Source organism: Citrobacter sp. On2M (genome assembly GCF_018035235.1).
GTDB classification, from domain to species: domain Bacteria; phylum Pseudomonadota; class Gammaproteobacteria; order Enterobacterales; family Enterobacteriaceae; genus Citrobacter; species Citrobacter meridianamericanus.
Genome location: NZ_WPCV01000001.1, coordinates 236,395 through 253,539 on the forward strand (window position 1 = coordinate 236,395; position 17,145 = coordinate 253,539).

Genomic DNA, 17,145 nt, shown 5'->3' on the forward strand with positions numbered 1-17,145 from the left:
TTTAGGACAGGCAAGGAAGGAAATAAGGAGGTTAGACATGACGAAAACAGGCAAAATAACCACTTCAATAATAGGGGTTTTCTTGTTGTTGATCGTCGTACTCATCATTGTGATTGCGACATTTGACTGGAATCGGCTCAAACCGACCATCAACCAGAAAGTCTCTACAGAACTCAATCGGCCCTTCGCTATACGGGGTGACCTGGGCGTGGTTTGGGAACGCCAAAAGCAGGAAACCGGCTGGCGTAGCTGGGTTCCGTGGCCGCATATTCATGCCGAAGATATCATCCTTGGCAACCCGCCGGATATTCCTGACGTTACCATGGTGCATCTCCCGCGCGTTGAAGCCACGCTCGCCCCACTGGCATTGCTGACAAAGACAGTCTGGCTCCCGTGGATCAAGCTGGTAAAACCCGATGCGCGGCTGATCCGTCTGTCGGAGAAAAACAATAACTGGACCTTTAACTTCGCTGGGGACGAAAACCGCGACTCTAATCCGCCGCCATCCGCATGGTCTTTCCGGCTGGATAACATTTTGTTCGATCAAGGGCGGATCGCCATTAACGATAAAGTGACGAAGTCGGAGCTTGAGATCCTGATCGATCCGCTGGGGAAACCATTGCCCTTTAGCGAAGTGACTGGCACAAAAGGTAAAGAGAGCAACGTTCGCGTTGAGGACTATGTGTATGGTCTGAAAGCGCAAGGGCGATATAACGGCGAACCGCTAAGCGGTAGCGGAAAAATTGGCGGAATGCTGGCGCTGCGCGGCGAAGGAACCTCTTTCCCGATTCAGGCTGATTTCCGTTCGGGCAGTACGCGCGTGGCGTTTATGGGTACGATAAACGATCCAATGAATATGGGCGGAGCGGATCTGCGACTTAAATTCTCGGGAGATTCGCTAGGGGATTTGTACGATTTGACCGGCGTGCTGCTCCCGGATACACCGCCGTTTGAAACTGACGGGCGTCTGATTGCTAAAATTGATCCGGAAAAATCCTCTGTTTTTGATTATCGCGATTTCAATGGCCGCATTGGCGACAGCGATATTCACGGAACGCTGACCTATACCACCGGTAAACCGCGACCCATGCTGAAGGGGGATGTTGAATCGCGCCAACTGAGGCTGGCAGACTTGGGGCCGCTGATCGGAGTGGATTCAGGCAAAGGGGCGGAGCGGGCAAAACAGTCTGAGCAGCGCAAAGGCGAGAAGAGCGTCCAGCCAGCGGACAAGGTTTTGCCATATGACCGATTTGAAACCGACAAATGGAACGTGATGGATGCTGACGTACGTTTCAAAGGGCGACGTATCGAACACGGCAGTAGTTTGCCGATCAGCGATCTCTCCACACATATCATCCTGAAAAATGCCGACCTACGGCTGCAGCCACTAAAATTTGGCCTCGCGGGGGGCAGCATTGTCTCCAGCATCCACCTGGAAGGGGGCAAAAAGCCGATGCGGGGGCAGGCGGACATTCAGGCTCGACGCCTGAAGCTAAAAGCGCTGATGCCGGATGTAGAGTTGATGCAGAAAACGCTTGGAGAAATGAACGGTGACGCCAGGTTTAGCGGGAGTGGAAACTCGATCGCTGCGCTGCTGGGTAACAGCAATGGCAATCTGAAGCTGCTGATGAATGATGGGTTAATCAGCCGGAATCTGATGGAAATTGTTGGCTTGAATTTGGGCAATTATATCGTCGGACAGATATTTGGTGATGATGAGGTGCGGGTAAACTGCGCGGCAGCGAATCTGGATATTGTTAACGGGGTGGCGCGTCCGCAGATTTTTGCTTTCGACACCGAAAACGCGGTCATCAATGTCACCGGTACGGCGAGCTTTGCGTCGGAGCAACTGGATTTAACCATCGATCCGGAGAGCAAAGGTATCCGTATTATTACCCTGCGTTCGCCGCTGTATGTCCGTGGAACCTTTAAAAATCCACAGGCTGGCGTGAAGGCCGGACCGCTGATTGCGCGCGGTGCGGTTGCTGCCGCGCTGGCAACGCTGGTGACGCCAGCGGCAGCTCTGCTGGCGCTGATTTCGCCGTCAGAGGGGGACGCGAATCAGTGTCGGACGATCCTGTCGCAGATGAAGAAGTGATGAGAGCACCGGATGCGGTGTCACTACCGCATCCGGCAAAAGAATCACAACGACTGATGGCGGGTTTCGTGAGTTAACAGCAGCGCAATCAGTGTTAACGCCGCCATCGATGCCAGATACGTACCAACCGCCGCCAGGCCGTAATTCGCCTGCAGCCATGCGGCAATGTAAGGGGCAACGGACGCACCAAGAATCGATGACACGTTGTACGAGAACGACGCTCCCGTATAGCGCACTTCAGTCGGGAACAGCTCCGGCAGCAGCGCGCCCATCGGACCAAATGTCAGACCCATCAGGCTCAGGCCAAGCAACAGGAAGGCGAACACCAGCACCGGATTGCCAGAACCGAGCAGCGGTTTAAAGGCAAACAGCGCAAACAGAATGATAAGCGTGGTGATGATGAGCATGCTCTTGCGACGACCAAACGCATCGGCCAGCAGGCCCGCCACCGGCACCATTACGCCAAAGCCAATAACCGCCATCATCAGCATCCACAACACTTCATTACGCGGCAGGCCAAGCCCTACGGGGGCAGCGGCGGTGCTGAACGTCATTGAATAGACGGTCATGATATAAAACAGCGTATAGGTCGCCAGCATGATGAATGTGCCGAGGATCGTTACACGAACATGTTTTGTCAGCAGAGTACCCAGCGGGATTTTCACCTGTTTTTTCGCCGCAGCCACTTTGGCGAAGACCGGGGATTCATGCAGCGACACGCGAACGTACAAACCGATAATCACCAGTACCGCAGAGAAGATAAACGGTACGCGCCAGCCCCAGCTCATAAACTGTTCGTCGGTCAACAGCCAGGAAAGCAACAGGAACGTGCCGTTAGCAAAGAAGAAGCCGATAGGCGCGCCCAACTGCGGGAATGAGCCGTACAGCGCGCGCTTACGCGGTGGTGCGTTTTCCGTCGCCAGCAACGCCGCGCCGCCCCATTCACCGCCCAGACCTAAACCCTGACCAAAACGCGCCAGCGCCAGCAGCAACGGGGCGAAAATGCCGATTGTTTCATAGCCCGGCAGCAGGCCAATGACAACCGTCGAGATCCCCATGGTGAGCAGTGAGGCAACCAGCGTGACTTTACGCCCTACGCGATCGCCGAAATGCCCGAATACAGCAGAACCTATCGGCCTAGCCACAAAGGCGATAGCAAAGGTTGCGAGAGACTGCAGCGTTGCTGCGGTCGGATCCCCCTGCGGGAAGAAGATATGAGGAAACACGATCACCGCGGCGGTGGCGTAGATATAGAAGTCGAAGAACTCAATGGCAGTGCCAATGAGTGAAGCGACGACGACTTTATTGCGCGAGTTGACCGGGGTGTGTTCCTGTTCATTGTCGAGCGTTGTGGCTGTTGCTTGCATAATATTTTCTTATTTTTGGCCGAACGAAAGGCCATATTACGCACAGCAAAAGCGACATTTCAATCTGTAACAAACCTTGCGAGAGGTCAAAAAAAGAGCAAAAAGGGGATAATTTTTAGGCTGGAGATTTCACTTCCATGAAATGCTTCACATAATTTAAAACTTGGATGATAAAACTGGTTTTCGGTTAAATAAAAGTTACGGTCTGGATTTTAATTCTGATAATGCGGTTGATTTCTAATTAAGCATTGGTCAGGCCGGATAAGCGAGCGTTATCCGGCAGTATTTGATGAATTAGCGGTGGGTTTTCCCCGGCATACGCGGGTCATCTTTGTATTCCGCTGTGGCAATCCAGGCGGCGCAAAACAGGGTCAAACGAGCGAAGAAGTAAAAGAATGCCATCAGTCCAAGCACTGAACCAAACGCCGCGCCGGAAGGGGATTTTACCAATGATGGCAGCGTGTAGGTCATGACGATCTTAATCACTTCAAAGCCAATAGCCGCAATAAATGTCCCGCGAATCAGCGCCTTTTTACGCGGGCGGTGACGCGGTAGCCGCCAGAAAATCCAGAAGAACAGTAAGTAGTTGGCGAAAATGGAGATGGTCAGACCGATCAGCCGCCAGGCGGGCTTCAGCCATTCGATACCGTCGAGATACAGCGCGGAGATAATCATTTGCTGGGCGGAACCGGCAATGGAGGTAATGGACAGGGTAACAATTAGCGCAATCAGTAAGCCAATCAATGAGATAAAATCACGCAGATATTTAACCCAAATTTTTTCCTGATCCTGCGGAGTACGCTCCCAGACATCGCGCGACTGGGCACGAATAGCTTCGCGCAGGTTTCCCATCCAGTTAATGCCGGAATAGAGCGCGATACCAAGCCCTACCAGACCGACGGTGGTACGTTGCTGTACGGCGGTGTTAATGGTGTTTTTCAGCGTAGAGGCGAGTGTCGGATCGCTGACGTTGAGCAGAATTTTGCCGAAGATATCCTGCAACAGCGTAGGATGCGAAGCGAGAATAAAACCCGCGGCGGCAAACGACACCATCAGAATAGGGATCATCGACAGAAACGAGAAGTAGGTGATCGCGGCGCCAAACTGATTTCCCATGCGATCGTTAAACCGCTCCGCAGCGCGAATCAGATGGGCAATCATGGGCTGACGTTGAATTTTTTCAGCGAAGGTCAGGGCAGTTTTCAACGCCTGGTTAGTCTTACCGTTGGTCTCTGTATTTTCACGCTCCAGGGTCTCAATTTTTGGGATGGGAGCGTGCTCAAGTTCCTGAATGGGGCGTTTAATCTCTTTTTCCTGCGTCATCAGGGCAATAATCCTTGTTCTGTTCATTCTCAGGACAGTATAGCTTGTCAGTCCACGTAGTCTTTCATCACGCCGGTTAGCCATTCCATAAACAGATGTACCCGACGGGAGAGGTTGCGACGGTGCGGATAGAGCAAGGAAACCGGTAATGGCTCGGCACGATATTGCGGTAATACTTCTACCAGCGTACCGGCACGCAGGGCATCACGCACGCCCACGCGCGGTACCTGAATAATGCCCAGACCGGCAAGACATGCCGCATGATAGGTTTCGGTACTGTTCACTGTTAGCATGCCGCCGGTTTTGACCCATTTAGCGCCGTTGTCTGTCGCCACTTCGAATCCTTGCGCACGCGTTCCCAAATTGACCGAATAGTGCACCACCGCGTGCGAGGTTAAATCCTCCAGGCTTTCTGGATACCCAAAGCGGGCGAGGTATTGCGGGCTGGCGCAATTGATCTGCGTGAGTTTTCCCAGCGGACGCGCAATCAGGCCTGAATCTTTCAGCGTTCCTATGCGTACCACACAGTCGAAGCCTTCGCGGATCAAATCCACCAGGCGGTCGCTGCTGCTGAGTTCGAGCTCAAGGCCTGGATACTGATGCAAGAAAGTGGGTAAGCGGGGCATCACCAGATTTTTTGCTACGCCAACCGGCATATCGACGCGCAGCTTGCCGCTGATGCTGGAGGGATCGTGATGAAATAGTCCATCCAGTTCATCCAGATTGCTCAGCAAATCTTTTGCGCGTTCGTAATAGATCATGCCGTCTTGTGTGAGCTGAACGCGGCGGGTAGTGCGGTGCAATAACTGCGTGCCGAGATGATTTTCCAGGGCCTGGATTTGGCGGGATACGCTACCTTTAGGTAGACCGAGAGTGTCTGCCGCGCGTGAAAAACTCTCCAGTTCCGCGACGCGGATGAACAACTGCATTGCGTGAATTTTATCCATTCTCATGCCCTATTGTTGTTCCAGATGAAACAGTAATGCGCAACAGGTGATATTTATTGTTTTTCTATCACCTAATAAGCTTTATCTCAATCATCACAACGTCGGAAATGAGGTTTCTTATGACGCAACGTATTGCATTAGTGACTGGTGGTAGTCGTGGACTCGGTAAAAATGCCGCACTTAAGCTGGCAGACAGAGGAACGGACATTATCTTCACCTACAACAGCCAGCTGCAGGCGGCACTGGATGTGGTTGCTGAGATTGAGCAAAAAGGCAGAAAAGCTGCGGCAATACAACTGAATGTCAGCGATGTGGCTGGCTTTGAGTCCTTTGCCCGTGAGGTGCAAGCGCAGCTGAAAAGCATGTGGAATCGTGAATCATTTGATTATTTAGTGAACAATGCCGGTATTGGTCTGTATGGCACTTTTGCCGATACCTCCGAAGCGATGTTTGATCAATTAGTGAACATTCACTTTAAGGGCCCCTTCTTCCTGACCCAGCGTCTGTTGCCGTTGATCCAGAATGGCGGCAGGATCCTGAATGTTTCATCGGGACTGGCGCGTTTTGCGCTGCCAGGATATGCCGCCTATGCCTCAATGAAAGGGGCGATGGAAGTACTGACGCGTTATCAGGCGAAAGAACTGGGAGAGCGGGGGATTTCAGTAAACATCATCGCGCCTAGGGCGATTGAAACCGATTTTGGCGGTGGTCGACTGCGGGATAATCAAGAGCTGAATGCGTATGTAGCATCGCAAACGGCACTGGGGCGCGCGGGTTTGCCGGATGATATTGGCGACGCGATCGCCGCGTTGCTCAGTGATGAGTTGGCCTGGATGACAGCGCAGCGTATCGAAGTATCGGGCGGAATGTTCCTGTAAGTCGCGCGTATCTTATTCAACTTTTAAGCAATAGAAAACCGGCGCGCCACCCCAGGTAAAAATATAGCTGGTGGCGTTTACCGGTATTATCTGGAATCTAATATCCCGATCGCGGTGCGGAAAGAAATCCGGGATAAACGTTCTGAATTAAGTATTTTCTTCGGCAGCGGATTTGCCTCAGAAGAAACCATGAGCACCTCCGCATCTCCATGCCAGTATATAAACGTCACTTGATTGCTGACGGATTGTGACTGTGCGCCATTTTCTTGATATTCTCCACGTATCAGGATTTAATTCTTTAAAATGTGTAAAATTCGACATTAAAAATTGAGTGTTTGATCGCTTATATGAAAACATGGTACATGTGCTGAAAATTTCGCATAGGAAGAATAATAAACCGTGAAATTCATTTATAACCTCAAATCTACCATAAACGAATACTAAACGACCGGTTCCTCATAGTACATTGGGATGTAGATTGGAAAGTATTTATAGCAGCCATATAATCCACCATACAAACGGTATGGATTATCTCAACGCTTATATGTAGAGGTGCATGTTCGTCTTCATTTAACGTGGGTATAAGATATGGGCTATCGTCTATATGGATTTATGATTGGTGCTGAAATTCATTTTGATATTTCTAATCGCCGACTGTATCGGCTTACGGGTAGCCATACCGAGAAAAACATCGCTTTTGCGTCAATTTACTTTAATGAAACAATGCTAAGGCTTTTCCTGTATTTATTAATAAATGCCAGAAGCCAGCCAGTAACGAAAGAAGAATTATTTGAAAAAATCTGGGAGGCGCATAATCTGAGCCCCTCTGCGCAACGATTATGGCAAGTCCTGCACAATCTTAATAATAAACTTGGCCTGCTGGGATTACCCAGAGATTTTATCCTTAATATAAGAGGTCAGGGTTATGTCATCAATTATCCTGATGTCATTCCCGTTTATTACAAAGTGAGCGAACTCCCGACTCATGCTGTCAAAAAAAGGGAGAAGATAGATAACCTGAGTGAGTGATGTCAACCCAGGTATTTGCCCTGAGCATGCTGTGCGAGGGGCTTTTTTTTATCGTTATCTTTTCTATTTATTTTCAACTAATGTTCGCTAAATAGCGTTATGGTTCGATAGATATCAAAAACGGCCCGGACGACAGGGTCAGATTCTGATGGTTGCCGAAGGCGTTGAGACTCAGGTTCAGGCCAACTATTTGCACTTAAAGAACTGTGATTTTTTTCAAGGGTATTATTTATGCAGACCTGTCTCTTTGAAGACCTGATCACAGTGATGCAATCACCCGGAGCCTTCCGTATCGATTGATATACCAACGCTGCCAGGCAGCAAATCACAGGTGATGATCATTTGATGCGACATTTCGTTTTGTAACATTTTTTTCTGTTATCGTGAGTTTATTATTTTTAGTAAAGAATATAAACTTCGAAGAATTAATATTAATAAGCCGAGCTTTATCTCAAAGCATTAAGGATTTCCTTAATATTTGGCGCCACATTTGTCCCTTTGTGTGATTATTTGGTTTGAGCTGTAACTATTTTCGATTTCTACTTTTTTCTTCTCCGTCTATCGGTAAAATGGCCCCCGCCAAATGGTGACTTCTTATTTTACCCCTCGGGTAATACCCTTCCGCGTGTTAAGGCTAGTATCTTATTCAGACGGAGATAAGTAATGCAGGTAATAATGTTTGACAGGCAGTCGATATTTATTCATGGAATGAATGTAAGTTTGCAAGGGCGTATTCCAGGAGTTGATGTTCAGGGTGTCAGTCAGGCAGATGACCTTTGGCAGAAACTGGAAGAAACCCCTGATGCGCTGGTCATGCTGGATGGCGACCAGGACGCTGAGTTCTGCCGTAACTTGCTACAGCAGATAGCGCAACGCTTTTCGACGGTAAAAGTGCTGGTGACAGCAACGGACTGCCGTAAAAAATGGCTGCAGGAGGTTACGCAATTGAACGTGCTGGCTATTGTTCCACGCGACTCTGACGCGGAAACCTTCACGTTGGCACTCAATAGCGTTGCGATGGGAATGGTATTCATCCCCAGAGATTGTATGACAACTCCCGAGGGCAGCGGGCAAAATATCAGATCGCTTAGTGCGCGTCAGCGAGAGATTCTGACTATGCTTGCCGCCGGAGAATCAAATAAACAAATTGGTCGGTTGTTAAATATCAGCACCGGAACGGTCAAAGCCCATCTTGAGTCGCTGTATCAGCGCCTTGAGGTAAAAAACCGTACGCAAGCGGCAATGATGTTAAACGACGCCATTTAATGGGCGAATATTTCACAGTCAGAACGATTCTGGCTGTGAAAAAGCCCCCGAGCAGAATTCTGCAGCACAAAACCGGCTTATCCCCACGCTGAGAATCCACGCAATTAACGCCTCCTGTTGAAATCTTTCTTTTATTTGCGGCATTTTCTGGTGTATGAATTCCTCGCAGATTTCCAGATCCGCGAGCAGTAGTGTTTCTGCCTGCGTTACCGAAACAGGCGCAGGAAAGCTTTCATCGAATGTGATTTCATGCCCGTAGCCAATCACCCAGACACCATTTTTATCCTGATACTTTTCAAGTGACAGACCTTGCCATTGTTTAATAAATGCAACACAGGCGGGTGTGAAATGCGTTGAATTGAGTGGCATATTCATCTCTGTACAAAGAGACCTATTTTAAGAAACCGTCTCCGTTACGCCAGTTGCCATACAGCCCGTTTTTTCAGCAAAACGTCTTATGCTGCGGGTGACTGATAGTCGTGTTTTAACAGGCCGAAAATCCAGTCATCATTCCAGGTTTGATGCAGCCAGTAGCTTTCCCGCAGCGTGCCTTCGTGAATGAACCCGACCTTTTCCAGTAGACGTCGCGAAGCGTCGTTTCCTGCGGTGACGCAAGCCGTAAGCCGGCGTAGCCCTCCGGTGGTAAATGCAAAATCGCAAACGGCATGCAGGGATTCAGCACCATAACCTTTCCCCTGTGCTTCAGGGGCGAGCAGAAAACCGACCTCGGCACATTCATTGTTTTCATGAATATATCCAGTCACCCCAAGCGGTGCTCCCGATGCCTTATCGCACAGGACCAGACATAGCCAGTGCGGGCTGCCGGGAGACCATTCAGGCAGGCGGGAGTCAAAGGCTGCCCGTATCTCATCTTCAGTACGCGCGTCAGCGACAAAACGCATCACATCTGAATTCTGCTGTAACGTTAAGAAGAACGCCCAGTCGTCATTTGTCAGCGGACGGCAGATCAGACGCGAGGTTTTCAGTACAGGCACAGGCTTCCCTCCAGAATAGTTTTCAATGATTGTGCGGAAGTCACTGTAAAACATATTTATTTGCTATATGAATATGTTTTAGTCTACACCGGCACAGCGCTGCATTTAAAAAAGATAACGACAAACCATGATGAGGCCGCTTTTTTTTGGGTCCTTTTAGGGAAGATAATGACCAATAGCGCGTTACAGGCGACATGCACACCATTCGAACATTGTTTAGGGATAATCCGCCAGGCCTCGGTAGAAATTTTGCTGATGCTAGGCGTACGCATATCAGAAGGTAAAGATCCACGCTGGTTTCTCGAACAACTTGACCAGGCGCGACTGAATCTGGGCGGTTGGGGCGTTGTCGCCAGACGGTTACAAATGAATGATGCGCAATTGAGCCAGTTCACTCTACGGCTACGCCATCTTCAGCAGAGCGTGCCACAATATGAAAATGGCCAGGACGTCAGCGAAAACCAGCTGATTTCTGCGCTGCGCTTTGTCGCTTCTCTGGAGCAATTACGCCAGCAACAGCCCATCCTGAAGTATCAAACCGAAATTGCACCTGTAGAGCCGGATGCGCAGATGCGCGCGCAGCGTCAGCTTCGTGCATTAGAATTAACCCTCAAGTCACTGATTGCAAAGGTATGGCCGGATCAACATCCGCTCAATAGCTTCCTGAAACAGCACTTTGGCGGTGAACGCTTGCGTCGCTGGCTAAAGTTGGGGGAAGGGCATGATGCGTTGGACGGCATGATGTTTAGTGAACTGGCGCTAATGGTCGTTGATAAGAAGTTATTCGTTCGGCATTTTAGCGATATCTTTAACGATACTTCGGTGCTCATGTCGTTTGTTGAACCACGCATCACGCTGCGGATGTTTCTGGATGACTGCCGCCTGTCGCGTAACTGCGTTATCGCGCAACAACCGCTAACCTCAGTACAATTGCTGTTGCTGGAATACCAGTATCGGCAGATTACTCACCCTGTGCAGCGCGCATTTGAAGAACGGCGTACGCGTATTAATCCCGCGTCGTATCTGGAGTCCGATGAGGCGATGGTTCGCCAGTTTTGGCAAGCCGCAAAGCAAAAAGACGAGCAGGCGGGGGGCGATAAGCAGGAAATCGCAGACAGTATCGATCCGCCGGAGAAGCGAGCCAAACGCACGGCAGAAGAACGTGAACAGCTGATTTCCGGCATGTTGTGGGTTGCGGTCGGCGTGATGGTGCTGGTGATTTCGCTGGGAGCATTTTGGTTATTTACTTCGCCATCGCCGCAGGCGTCTTCCGGCCAGTCCGTTGAAATCGTACAGGAGGAGCCACGGCGTGATGCTCCCACTGCGCGGGAGGCAGTAACCCGAATGGGCATAACCTGGGATGCCTTTAACATGCGGGCGGCTATCGAGCGTAACGATACTCGCGTGACGTCACTGTTCCTGCAGGGCGGGATGGACTGGAGGCTGGCGTGGACAGAGCCGGCGTTCGCGGCAGGCAATACTGAGGTATTGAGGCTGCTGCTGCGTTATCCTTCGCAGATGAGTGAAAGTAAACCCTGTCGACAGTTTATGACTTCACTCAGCCACGCGATGTTGAATGGGACGTCACTCACATCGCTACATAAAAGCTATCTACAAAGTTTTTGTTCGGTTCCGGCGGTCATCGCACGTCAGCAATATGATCTTGAACAGGCTGAGCTGCGCGTTCGCGCACAGCCAAGCTCCGAGAACAAGAAATGGCAGAAAATTCATGCTGAGCTCTACGACGCAATTAACTGACGGTCGGATAACTCATACTGTCAACTGTTAGGGTTCGCCATACAGACCGATGAGACGGCGTACCACGCCGTTTGTCCAGCCAAAGCCGTCCTGCAACGGATATTCCCCGCCGCCGCCTTCGCGCGGCGCGGCGTCGGCTATATGGTATTTTTCGATTAGTTTGTGATGTTCCTGATAAAAGAGGTTCACCGTTTTTAACCAGTTTCGGGCAATTTCGTCCCCGAGATGGTCGTCGCCGTAAAGTTTGAAACCCTGGATCGCCATCCACTGCAGCGGGGCCCAGCCGTTGGGTTTATCCCACTGCTCACCGGTTTCATGCTCGGTTGCTAAGATCCCGCCCGGCGTGAGCAGGCGGCTGCGTACCGCATTGGCGAGTCGGTCGGCTTGTTCATGCGTTGCCATACCGACATACAGTGGCACAATACTGGCGGCAGAGAAAAGGGCCATTTGTTCGCGTCGCCAGTCGTAATCGCGGTAGCAGCCGTTTTCATCGTCCCACAGATAGCGGTTCACCGCATCTCGGCGGTCATTGGCTTTCTGGCGAAACTGCGCTTCCGTTTCTTTGTCGCCTTTCAGCGCGGAAATATTGGCGATAGTGCTTTCCAGCTTGTAGAGGAAGGCGTTCAGATCAATCGGGATGAACTGAGTGGTGCGTATGCTGGCAAGGCGGCCTGAATCGCGTAGCCACCGCGAGGAGTAATCCCAGCCGGAGGCCGCGCCCGCGCGCAAATCCCGATACACTTCATTGGGCGGACGGCCTGAATGCTTGGCGGTCTCAACATCTTCAAGCCATGACTCATCACGCGGCGTATCACGATCGTCCCAATAGCGGTTGAGCAGAGAGCCGTCCGACATTCTGATCACGTGACGGTAGGCCTGGTTGAGCACCAGGGAATCGGCGCCATCCATCCAGAATGCGTATTCCATTTTCAGATGTTCAAGGTAACGACGTGCGCCGCGTACGCCATCCTCTTCAAACAGTTCCACCATCAGCGCAAAGACCGGCGGCTGCGAACGGCTCAGGTAGTAAGTACGGTTACCGTTGGGGATGTGGCCATAGTTTTCAATCATCCAGGCAAAGTTATCCGCCATACATTTCAGCAGGTCTTCGCGACCGCTCTCTGCCAGACCCAGCATGGTAAAGTAGGAATCCCAGTAGTAGGTTTCGCTAAAACGTCCGCCGGGCACAATATATGACTGTGGTAACGCCAGCAGCGAGGACCAGGGAATGTGATCCTGCGGTTCGCGCGTCAGCACCGGCCACAGTTGATCGATATGCTCTTTCAGCGAGCTTGCCGGATCGGACACATATTCACTGGAGGGCGTTTCCGGTAGCCAGAAATGATTCTCGACGAAACGTCGCAGATCAAAGTCGCGGTGGCGTTTAACTTTGCGATAGCGGATCAGAATGTCTAACGGGTCCATTTTGGGCGCACAATCGGGGAAGGTTTTGCTATCGGCAAACAGTTTCGACGACTGAACGTGTTCGAACAATTCGAGGTAACGATCGGCTGGGGTTAACGCATCTGAGGCGGGTAACCCTGCAATCATCTCCGGCTCAGGCTCTGCCTCAATCATTTCATCCAGCTTTAACTCGCACGGATCCATTTCATAAAGCAGATCGATGTCGATCGTCAATTCTTCTGAAGGGGCGTGGGGTAGTTTCTGGTTGAGCATAATGAGAAAGACCTCCGATGGACGTTGAAAGATTAAGGCTATTGCCCGGTCGTCAGTTAAGCGTAGACATTCGCTTCGGTATCTGGTGAGTAAAGCGTGCGGTTGATCACGTTTTAGTGCAGCGTAATATTTAGATAATAAGACTATCCCAATGAATATAATGAAAAAATCATAGTTTCGCGCAACCTGAAGATATTTCATTTTCAGAACATTCGATTGCAACGAGGTGTGAACGGAAAACCATAACGGCTTATCTCCGTAATAGGCACAGGCTATTCTATCGATAGTTATCCCCCATGTAATTGCTTGATACTTATCAAAATAATAAATCCCTTACTTTCTATGATGGTTAAGTCTGATAAAGACTATGCACTCATTTTTCTAATTTCTCTGGGTCACAATAACTCACAACGGTGAGGGTAAAATAATGAAAATCATTACCCGTCTTACCGCGATAGCCATAGCTGGCGTCGTGATTTGTTATTTTGGATTATCCGGTTATGTGTGGTATCACGATAATCAACGGAGTAAACAGGCTGATGTTCAGGCCTCTACGCTGGAAGAAAATAATAAAGTACTGGGATTTTTACGTGAAAAGGGATGTGATTATTGCCACACCCCTTCCGCGGAATTACCTTTCTATGCATCATTTCCCGTTGCAAAACAGTTGATGAATTACGATATTCAACTGGGATATAAGTCATTCAATCTTGAGGCTGTTCGTGCAGCGCTGGTCGCAGATAAACCCGTTTCGCAAAGCGACCTGAATAAAATTGAATGGGTGATGCAGTACGACACCATGCCGCCGACGCGTTATACCGCATTGCATTGGGCTGGCAAGGTAAGCGATACGGAGCGAGCAGAGATCCTGGGCTGGATTGCGAAACAGCGCGAGCAGTATTACGCCAGTAACGATACCGCCGCACAGCATCGTAATGAGCCAGTGCAGCCGATACCGGAAAGCATCCCGACTGATGCCCGTAAAGTGGCGCTGGGCTTTACGCTTTACCACGACCCGCGTATTTCCGGTGACAGCACGATTTCTTGCGCGCACTGCCACGCCCTGAATGCGGGCGGCGTGGATGGCCGCAAAACGTCAATCGGCGTAGGCGGCGCGGTTGGCCCTATCAATGCGCCGACGGTATTTAACTCGGTCTTTAACGTGGAACAATTCTGGGATGGCCGTGCGCCAACATTGCAGGCGCAGGCTGGCGGTCCACCGTTGAACCCGATCGAAATGGCGTCTAAATCCTGGGATGAAATTATCCAGAAACTGGATAAGGATCCGCAACTCAAACAAGAGTTTATCGCGGTTTATCCGCAGGGATTCAGCGGGGATAATATTACCGATGCGATTGCTGAGTTTGAGAAAACGCTGATTACGCCAAATTCACCGTTTGATAAATGGCTACGTGGTGATGAAGCGGCGTTAACTGCCCAGCAAAAACATGGCTATCAGCTGTTTAAAGATAATAAGTGTGCGACCTGTCATGGCGGTATTATTCTGGGCGGACGCTCATTTGAGCCATTGGGTTTGAAAAAGGACTTTAATTTCGGCGAGGTCACTGCCGCAGATATTGGCCGCATGAACGTCACTAATGAATTACGTGACAAACTGCGTCAGAAAGTTCCTGGTTTGCGCAACGTTGCGCTGACAGCACCTTATTTCCATCGCGGTGATGTGCCGACGCTTGATGGTGCGGTAAAACTGATGCTGCGTTATCAGGTAGGTAAAGAACTGCCGCAGGAAGATATCGACGATATCGTGGCGTTCCTCGAAAGCCTTAATGGGGTGTATACGCCGTATATGCAGGGTAAATAGACTTTGCCCTGGTCCTGATTCGGACGTAAAAAAACCGACTTCACGTCGGTTTTTTTACGCTTCAGCCCGAGTTGGTGGCTCTGGCCGAAGTGAGATAGTTATCATCTAACGCTTCAATCCTATTACCTTAACGGTACTATTGCAAGAATGCGCTGGCAGTTACGATTAAAAGAACTGTATACTTATCCAGTTAGCTCTGTAACTTATCCCTTCCGGACGCGCGCTAAACGCTTTCTAAGTCCTGATCGGCGAAACGGGTGGTGCCGTTGGCCGATGCTCTGGCCGGGGTGAGATAGTTATCATCTAACAATGGAGCATGCCCCGTGACAGGCAATGGATGAGTAAGCGGGTGCATTCTCACTCCATCTGATGGAGAAAACGGGTGATTGATAAAGCAATCATCGTTCTGGGAGCGTTAATCGCGTTGCTGGAGCTGATCCGCTATCTGCTGCAACTTTTGAACTGATAGCGGAAACGTAACTAAGGGCAAAGAGCTAACCCCTCTTTGCCCTTTAACACTCATGAAGTGCGATTAACGCATAGTAACGAACTCTTCTGCCGCCGTTGGGTGAATGGCAACGGTGTTATCAAAGTCTTTCTTGGTGGCACCCATTTTCAGTGCGACCGCGAAGCCTTGCAGCATTTCATCCATCCCGAAACCAATACCGTGAATACCGACAATCTTCTCTTCCGGTCCGACGCAAACCAGCTTCATGCGGCACGGCTGGCGGTGGGTGGTAACAGCGGTATACATCGCGGTAAACGAGGATTTATACACTTTCACCTGGTCATCGCCGTGCTGTTCGCGAGCCTGCTGCTCGGTCAGGCCTACGGTACCAATCGGCGGGTGGCTGAAAACCACGGTAGGGATATTGCTGTAATCCAGATGCTCATCCGGCTTGTTGTTAAACAAACGCTCGGACAGGCGACGGCCTGCAGCGACGGCAACTGGCGTCAGCTCAACGGCACCGGTGTTATCGCCGACGGCATAAATTCCCGGAACACTGGTGTTCTGGTATTTATCCACGACGATGTAGCCTTTTTCGTTGGTTTTCACGCCAGTAACCGCCAGGTTGAAGTTGTCGGTGGCAGGTTCACGACCGATCGCCCAAATCAGGCAATCTACTGTTTCGCTACGACCATCTTCCAGTTGCAGAGTCAGGCTGCCGTCAGCGTTTTTAACAACCGCTTTCGGGATTGCGTGCGTATGCAGGGTCGGGCCTTCGGCGTTCATCACCTCAACCAGCGTGTCGACGATCATCGGATCGAAGCTGCGCAGCGGCGCGTGTTTACGCACAAACAGATGCGTTTGGGCGCCCAGGCCGTTAATCACGCCCGCCAGCTCAACGGCGATGTAACCTGCGCCGACGACCGCAACGCGTTTCGGCAGCGCGGGCAACTCAAAGAAGCCATCGGAGTCGATCCCGTATTCCACACCCGGAATGCTCGGATGGCTCGGGCGACCACCGGTGGCGATCAAAATATGATCGGCAGTAATGGTTTCACCGTTTACTTCAATGGTTTTGGCATCCACAAAACGGGCAAAGCCTTTAATCACATCGACGTTATTTTTACCCAGCACGTTGTCGTATGAGGTATGAATGCGATCAATGTAAGCGGTACGTGTGGCGATCAGTTTATCCCAATCGAACTTATTGATGGTGGTGTCGAAACCGTAATCCGGCCCGTACATGTGGATCGCTTCGCGGACCTGGGCGGCATGCCACATCACTTTTTTCGGTACGCAGCCCACGTTAACGCAGGTGCCGCCCAGTTCTTTGGCTTCAATCAGTGCGCATTTCTGGCCGTACATTGCTGCACGGTTAATGGAGGCAATACCGCCGCTGCCGCCGCCAATAGCGATGTAATCATAGTGCTTGGTCATGACCGCTCCTTCATGTTCATTGTAGGGCGGAGAAGCGTTACGCCATCCGCCAAAATATTCGCGATTGTATACCTGATATTAAAAGGTTCCACCGATGGCT

16 protein-coding genes are annotated in these 17,145 nt (G+C 50.6%); 8 read left to right on the forward strand and 8 right to left on the reverse strand.

Translation table 11 applies throughout. The features are described 5' to 3' along the window. Window positions 1–37 precede the first annotated feature (37 nt). Window positions 38–2,098, forward strand: a complete 2,061-nt coding sequence (locus tag On2M_RS01070) for an AsmA family protein (RefSeq protein WP_210904172.1) — start codon at window positions 38–40, stop codon at window positions 2,096–2,098. A 44-nt stretch (window positions 2,099–2,142) separates the two neighbouring features. Here the strand turns inward: On2M_RS01070 and On2M_RS01075 are convergent, their stop codons facing one another. From On2M_RS01075 to On2M_RS01085, 3 genes are all read right to left on the reverse strand, one after another. Beyond that, window positions 2,143–3,465 carry an MFS transporter gene (locus tag On2M_RS01075; RefSeq protein WP_003023312.1) on the reverse strand — a complete coding sequence of 441 codons (1,323 nt, stop codon included), beginning with the start codon at window positions 3,463–3,465 and terminating at the stop codon, window positions 2,143–2,145. 294 nt (window positions 3,466–3,759) lie between these two features. Next, a complete protein-coding gene (yhjD, locus tag On2M_RS01080) occupies window positions 3,760–4,788 on the reverse strand; it encodes an inner membrane protein YhjD (RefSeq protein WP_151216919.1) in 1,029 nt (342 codons plus the stop codon). 47 nt (window positions 4,789–4,835) lie between these two features. Next, a complete protein-coding gene (locus On2M_RS01085; RefSeq protein ID WP_151223973.1) occupies window positions 4,836–5,735 on the reverse strand; it encodes a LysR family transcriptional regulator in 900 nt (299 codons plus the stop codon). Between the two features lie 119 nt (window positions 5,736–5,854). On the opposite strand from On2M_RS01085, the gene On2M_RS01090 reads away from it, so the two are divergent. From On2M_RS01090 to On2M_RS01105, 4 genes are all read left to right on the forward strand, one after another. Beyond that, entirely contained in the window at window positions 5,855–6,613 is a 759-nt protein-coding gene (locus On2M_RS01090) for an SDR family oxidoreductase (protein WP_210904173.1), read from the forward strand. A 588-nt stretch (window positions 6,614–7,201) separates the two neighbouring features. Then, window positions 7,202–7,642 carry a winged helix-turn-helix domain-containing protein gene (locus On2M_RS01095; protein WP_151216916.1) on the forward strand — a complete coding sequence of 147 codons (441 nt, stop codon included), beginning with the start codon at window positions 7,202–7,204 and terminating at the stop codon, window positions 7,640–7,642. A gap of 148 nt (window positions 7,643–7,790) precedes the next feature. Continuing rightward, window positions 7,791–7,901, forward strand: a complete 111-nt coding sequence (locus On2M_RS01100; protein WP_210904174.1) for an EAL domain-containing protein — start codon at window positions 7,791–7,793, stop codon at window positions 7,899–7,901. A 404-nt stretch (window positions 7,902–8,305) separates the two neighbouring features. Next, window positions 8,306–8,908: a response regulator transcription factor gene (locus tag On2M_RS01105; protein WP_187253833.1), complete on the forward strand. Its 603-nt coding sequence runs from the start codon at window positions 8,306–8,308 to the stop codon at window positions 8,906–8,908. 18 nt (window positions 8,909–8,926) lie between these two features. Here On2M_RS01105 and On2M_RS01110 read toward each other — a convergent pair whose 3' ends face one another. Continuing rightward, complete coding sequence (locus On2M_RS01110) at window positions 8,927–9,277, reverse strand: lysozyme (protein ID WP_151223970.1); 351 nt, start codon at window positions 9,275–9,277, stop codon at window positions 8,927–8,929. An 86-nt stretch (window positions 9,278–9,363) separates the two neighbouring features. Further along, window positions 9,364–9,903: a GNAT family protein gene (locus On2M_RS01115; RefSeq protein WP_151216914.1), complete on the reverse strand. Its 540-nt coding sequence runs from the start codon at window positions 9,901–9,903 to the stop codon at window positions 9,364–9,366. A 168-nt stretch (window positions 9,904–10,071) separates the two neighbouring features. On the opposite strand from On2M_RS01115, the gene On2M_RS01120 reads away from it, so the two are divergent. Then, entirely contained in the window at window positions 10,072–11,661 is a 1,590-nt protein-coding gene (locus On2M_RS01120) for an STY4199 family HEPN domain-containing protein (RefSeq protein ID WP_187253830.1), read from the forward strand. 27 nt (window positions 11,662–11,688) lie between these two features. Here On2M_RS01120 and On2M_RS01125 read toward each other — a convergent pair whose 3' ends face one another. Continuing rightward, the gene (locus On2M_RS01125; protein WP_151216912.1) at window positions 11,689–13,338 is read right to left on the reverse strand and encodes an alpha,alpha-trehalase; all 1,650 of its coding nucleotides are present in this window, start codon (window positions 13,336–13,338) and stop codon (window positions 11,689–11,691) included. A gap of 427 nt (window positions 13,339–13,765) precedes the next feature. Between On2M_RS01125 and On2M_RS01130 the strand changes: the two genes are divergently transcribed. Then, on the forward strand, window positions 13,766–15,160 hold the full coding sequence (locus tag On2M_RS01130) for a cytochrome-c peroxidase (RefSeq protein ID WP_151216911.1): 1,395 nt from the start codon (window positions 13,766–13,768) through the stop codon (window positions 15,158–15,160). A 223-nt stretch (window positions 15,161–15,383) separates the two neighbouring features. Here On2M_RS01130 and On2M_RS24355 read toward each other — a convergent pair whose 3' ends face one another. Continuing rightward, on the reverse strand, window positions 15,384–15,515 hold the full coding sequence (locus On2M_RS24355; protein WP_005122496.1) for a hypothetical protein: 132 nt from the start codon (window positions 15,513–15,515) through the stop codon (window positions 15,384–15,386). 27 nt (window positions 15,516–15,542) lie between these two features. On the opposite strand from On2M_RS24355, the gene dinQ reads away from it, so the two are divergent. After that, the gene (gene dinQ / locus On2M_RS01135) at window positions 15,543–15,626 is read left to right on the forward strand and encodes a damage-inducible type I toxin DinQ (protein WP_003837776.1); all 84 of its coding nucleotides are present in this window, start codon (window positions 15,543–15,545) and stop codon (window positions 15,624–15,626) included. A gap of 66 nt (window positions 15,627–15,692) precedes the next feature. On the opposite strand, the gene gorA is transcribed toward dinQ, so the two are convergent. Beyond that, complete coding sequence (gene gorA / locus On2M_RS01140) at window positions 15,693–17,045, reverse strand: glutathione-disulfide reductase (protein WP_187259781.1); 1,353 nt, start codon at window positions 17,043–17,045, stop codon at window positions 15,693–15,695. Between the last annotated feature and the right edge of the window lie 100 nt (window positions 17,046–17,145).

What these genes read in the sequence shown, in the direction of transcription:
- On2M_RS01070 (WP_210904172.1), top strand. Translation starts at nt 38, where the DNA reads ATGACGAAAACAGGCAAAATAACCACTTCAATAATAGGGGTTTTCTTG.
- On2M_RS01075 (WP_003023312.1), bottom strand. Translation starts at nt 3,465, where the DNA reads ATGCAAGCAACAGCCACAACGCTCGACAATGAACAGGAACACACCCCG.
- yhjD (WP_151216919.1), bottom strand. Translation starts at nt 4,788, where the DNA reads ATGACGCAGGAAAAAGAGATTAAACGCCCCATTCAGGAACTTGAGCAC.
- On2M_RS01085 (WP_151223973.1), bottom strand. Translation starts at nt 5,735, where the DNA reads ATGGATAAAATTCACGCAATGCAGTTGTTCATCCGCGTCGCGGAACTG.
- On2M_RS01090 (WP_210904173.1), top strand. Translation starts at nt 5,855, where the DNA reads ATGACGCAACGTATTGCATTAGTGACTGGTGGTAGTCGTGGACTCGGT.
- On2M_RS01095 (WP_151216916.1), top strand. Translation starts at nt 7,202, where the DNA reads ATGGGCTATCGTCTATATGGATTTATGATTGGTGCTGAAATTCATTTT.
- On2M_RS01100 (WP_210904174.1), top strand. Translation starts at nt 7,791, where the DNA reads ATGGTTGCCGAAGGCGTTGAGACTCAGGTTCAGGCCAACTATTTGCAC.
- On2M_RS01105 (WP_187253833.1), top strand. Translation starts at nt 8,306, where the DNA reads ATGCAGGTAATAATGTTTGACAGGCAGTCGATATTTATTCATGGAATG.
- On2M_RS01110 (WP_151223970.1), bottom strand. Translation starts at nt 9,277, where the DNA reads ATGCCACTCAATTCAACGCATTTCACACCCGCCTGTGTTGCATTTATT.
- On2M_RS01120 (WP_187253830.1), top strand. Translation starts at nt 10,072, where the DNA reads ATGACCAATAGCGCGTTACAGGCGACATGCACACCATTCGAACATTGT.
- On2M_RS01125 (WP_151216912.1), bottom strand. Translation starts at nt 13,338, where the DNA reads ATGCTCAACCAGAAACTACCCCACGCCCCTTCAGAAGAATTGACGATC.
- On2M_RS01130 (WP_151216911.1), top strand. Translation starts at nt 13,766, where the DNA reads ATGAAAATCATTACCCGTCTTACCGCGATAGCCATAGCTGGCGTCGTG.
- On2M_RS24355 (WP_005122496.1), bottom strand. Translation starts at nt 15,515, where the DNA reads ATGCACCCGCTTACTCATCCATTGCCTGTCACGGGGCATGCTCCATTG.
- gorA (WP_187259781.1), bottom strand. Translation starts at nt 17,045, where the DNA reads ATGACCAAGCACTATGATTACATCGCTATTGGCGGCGGCAGCGGCGGT.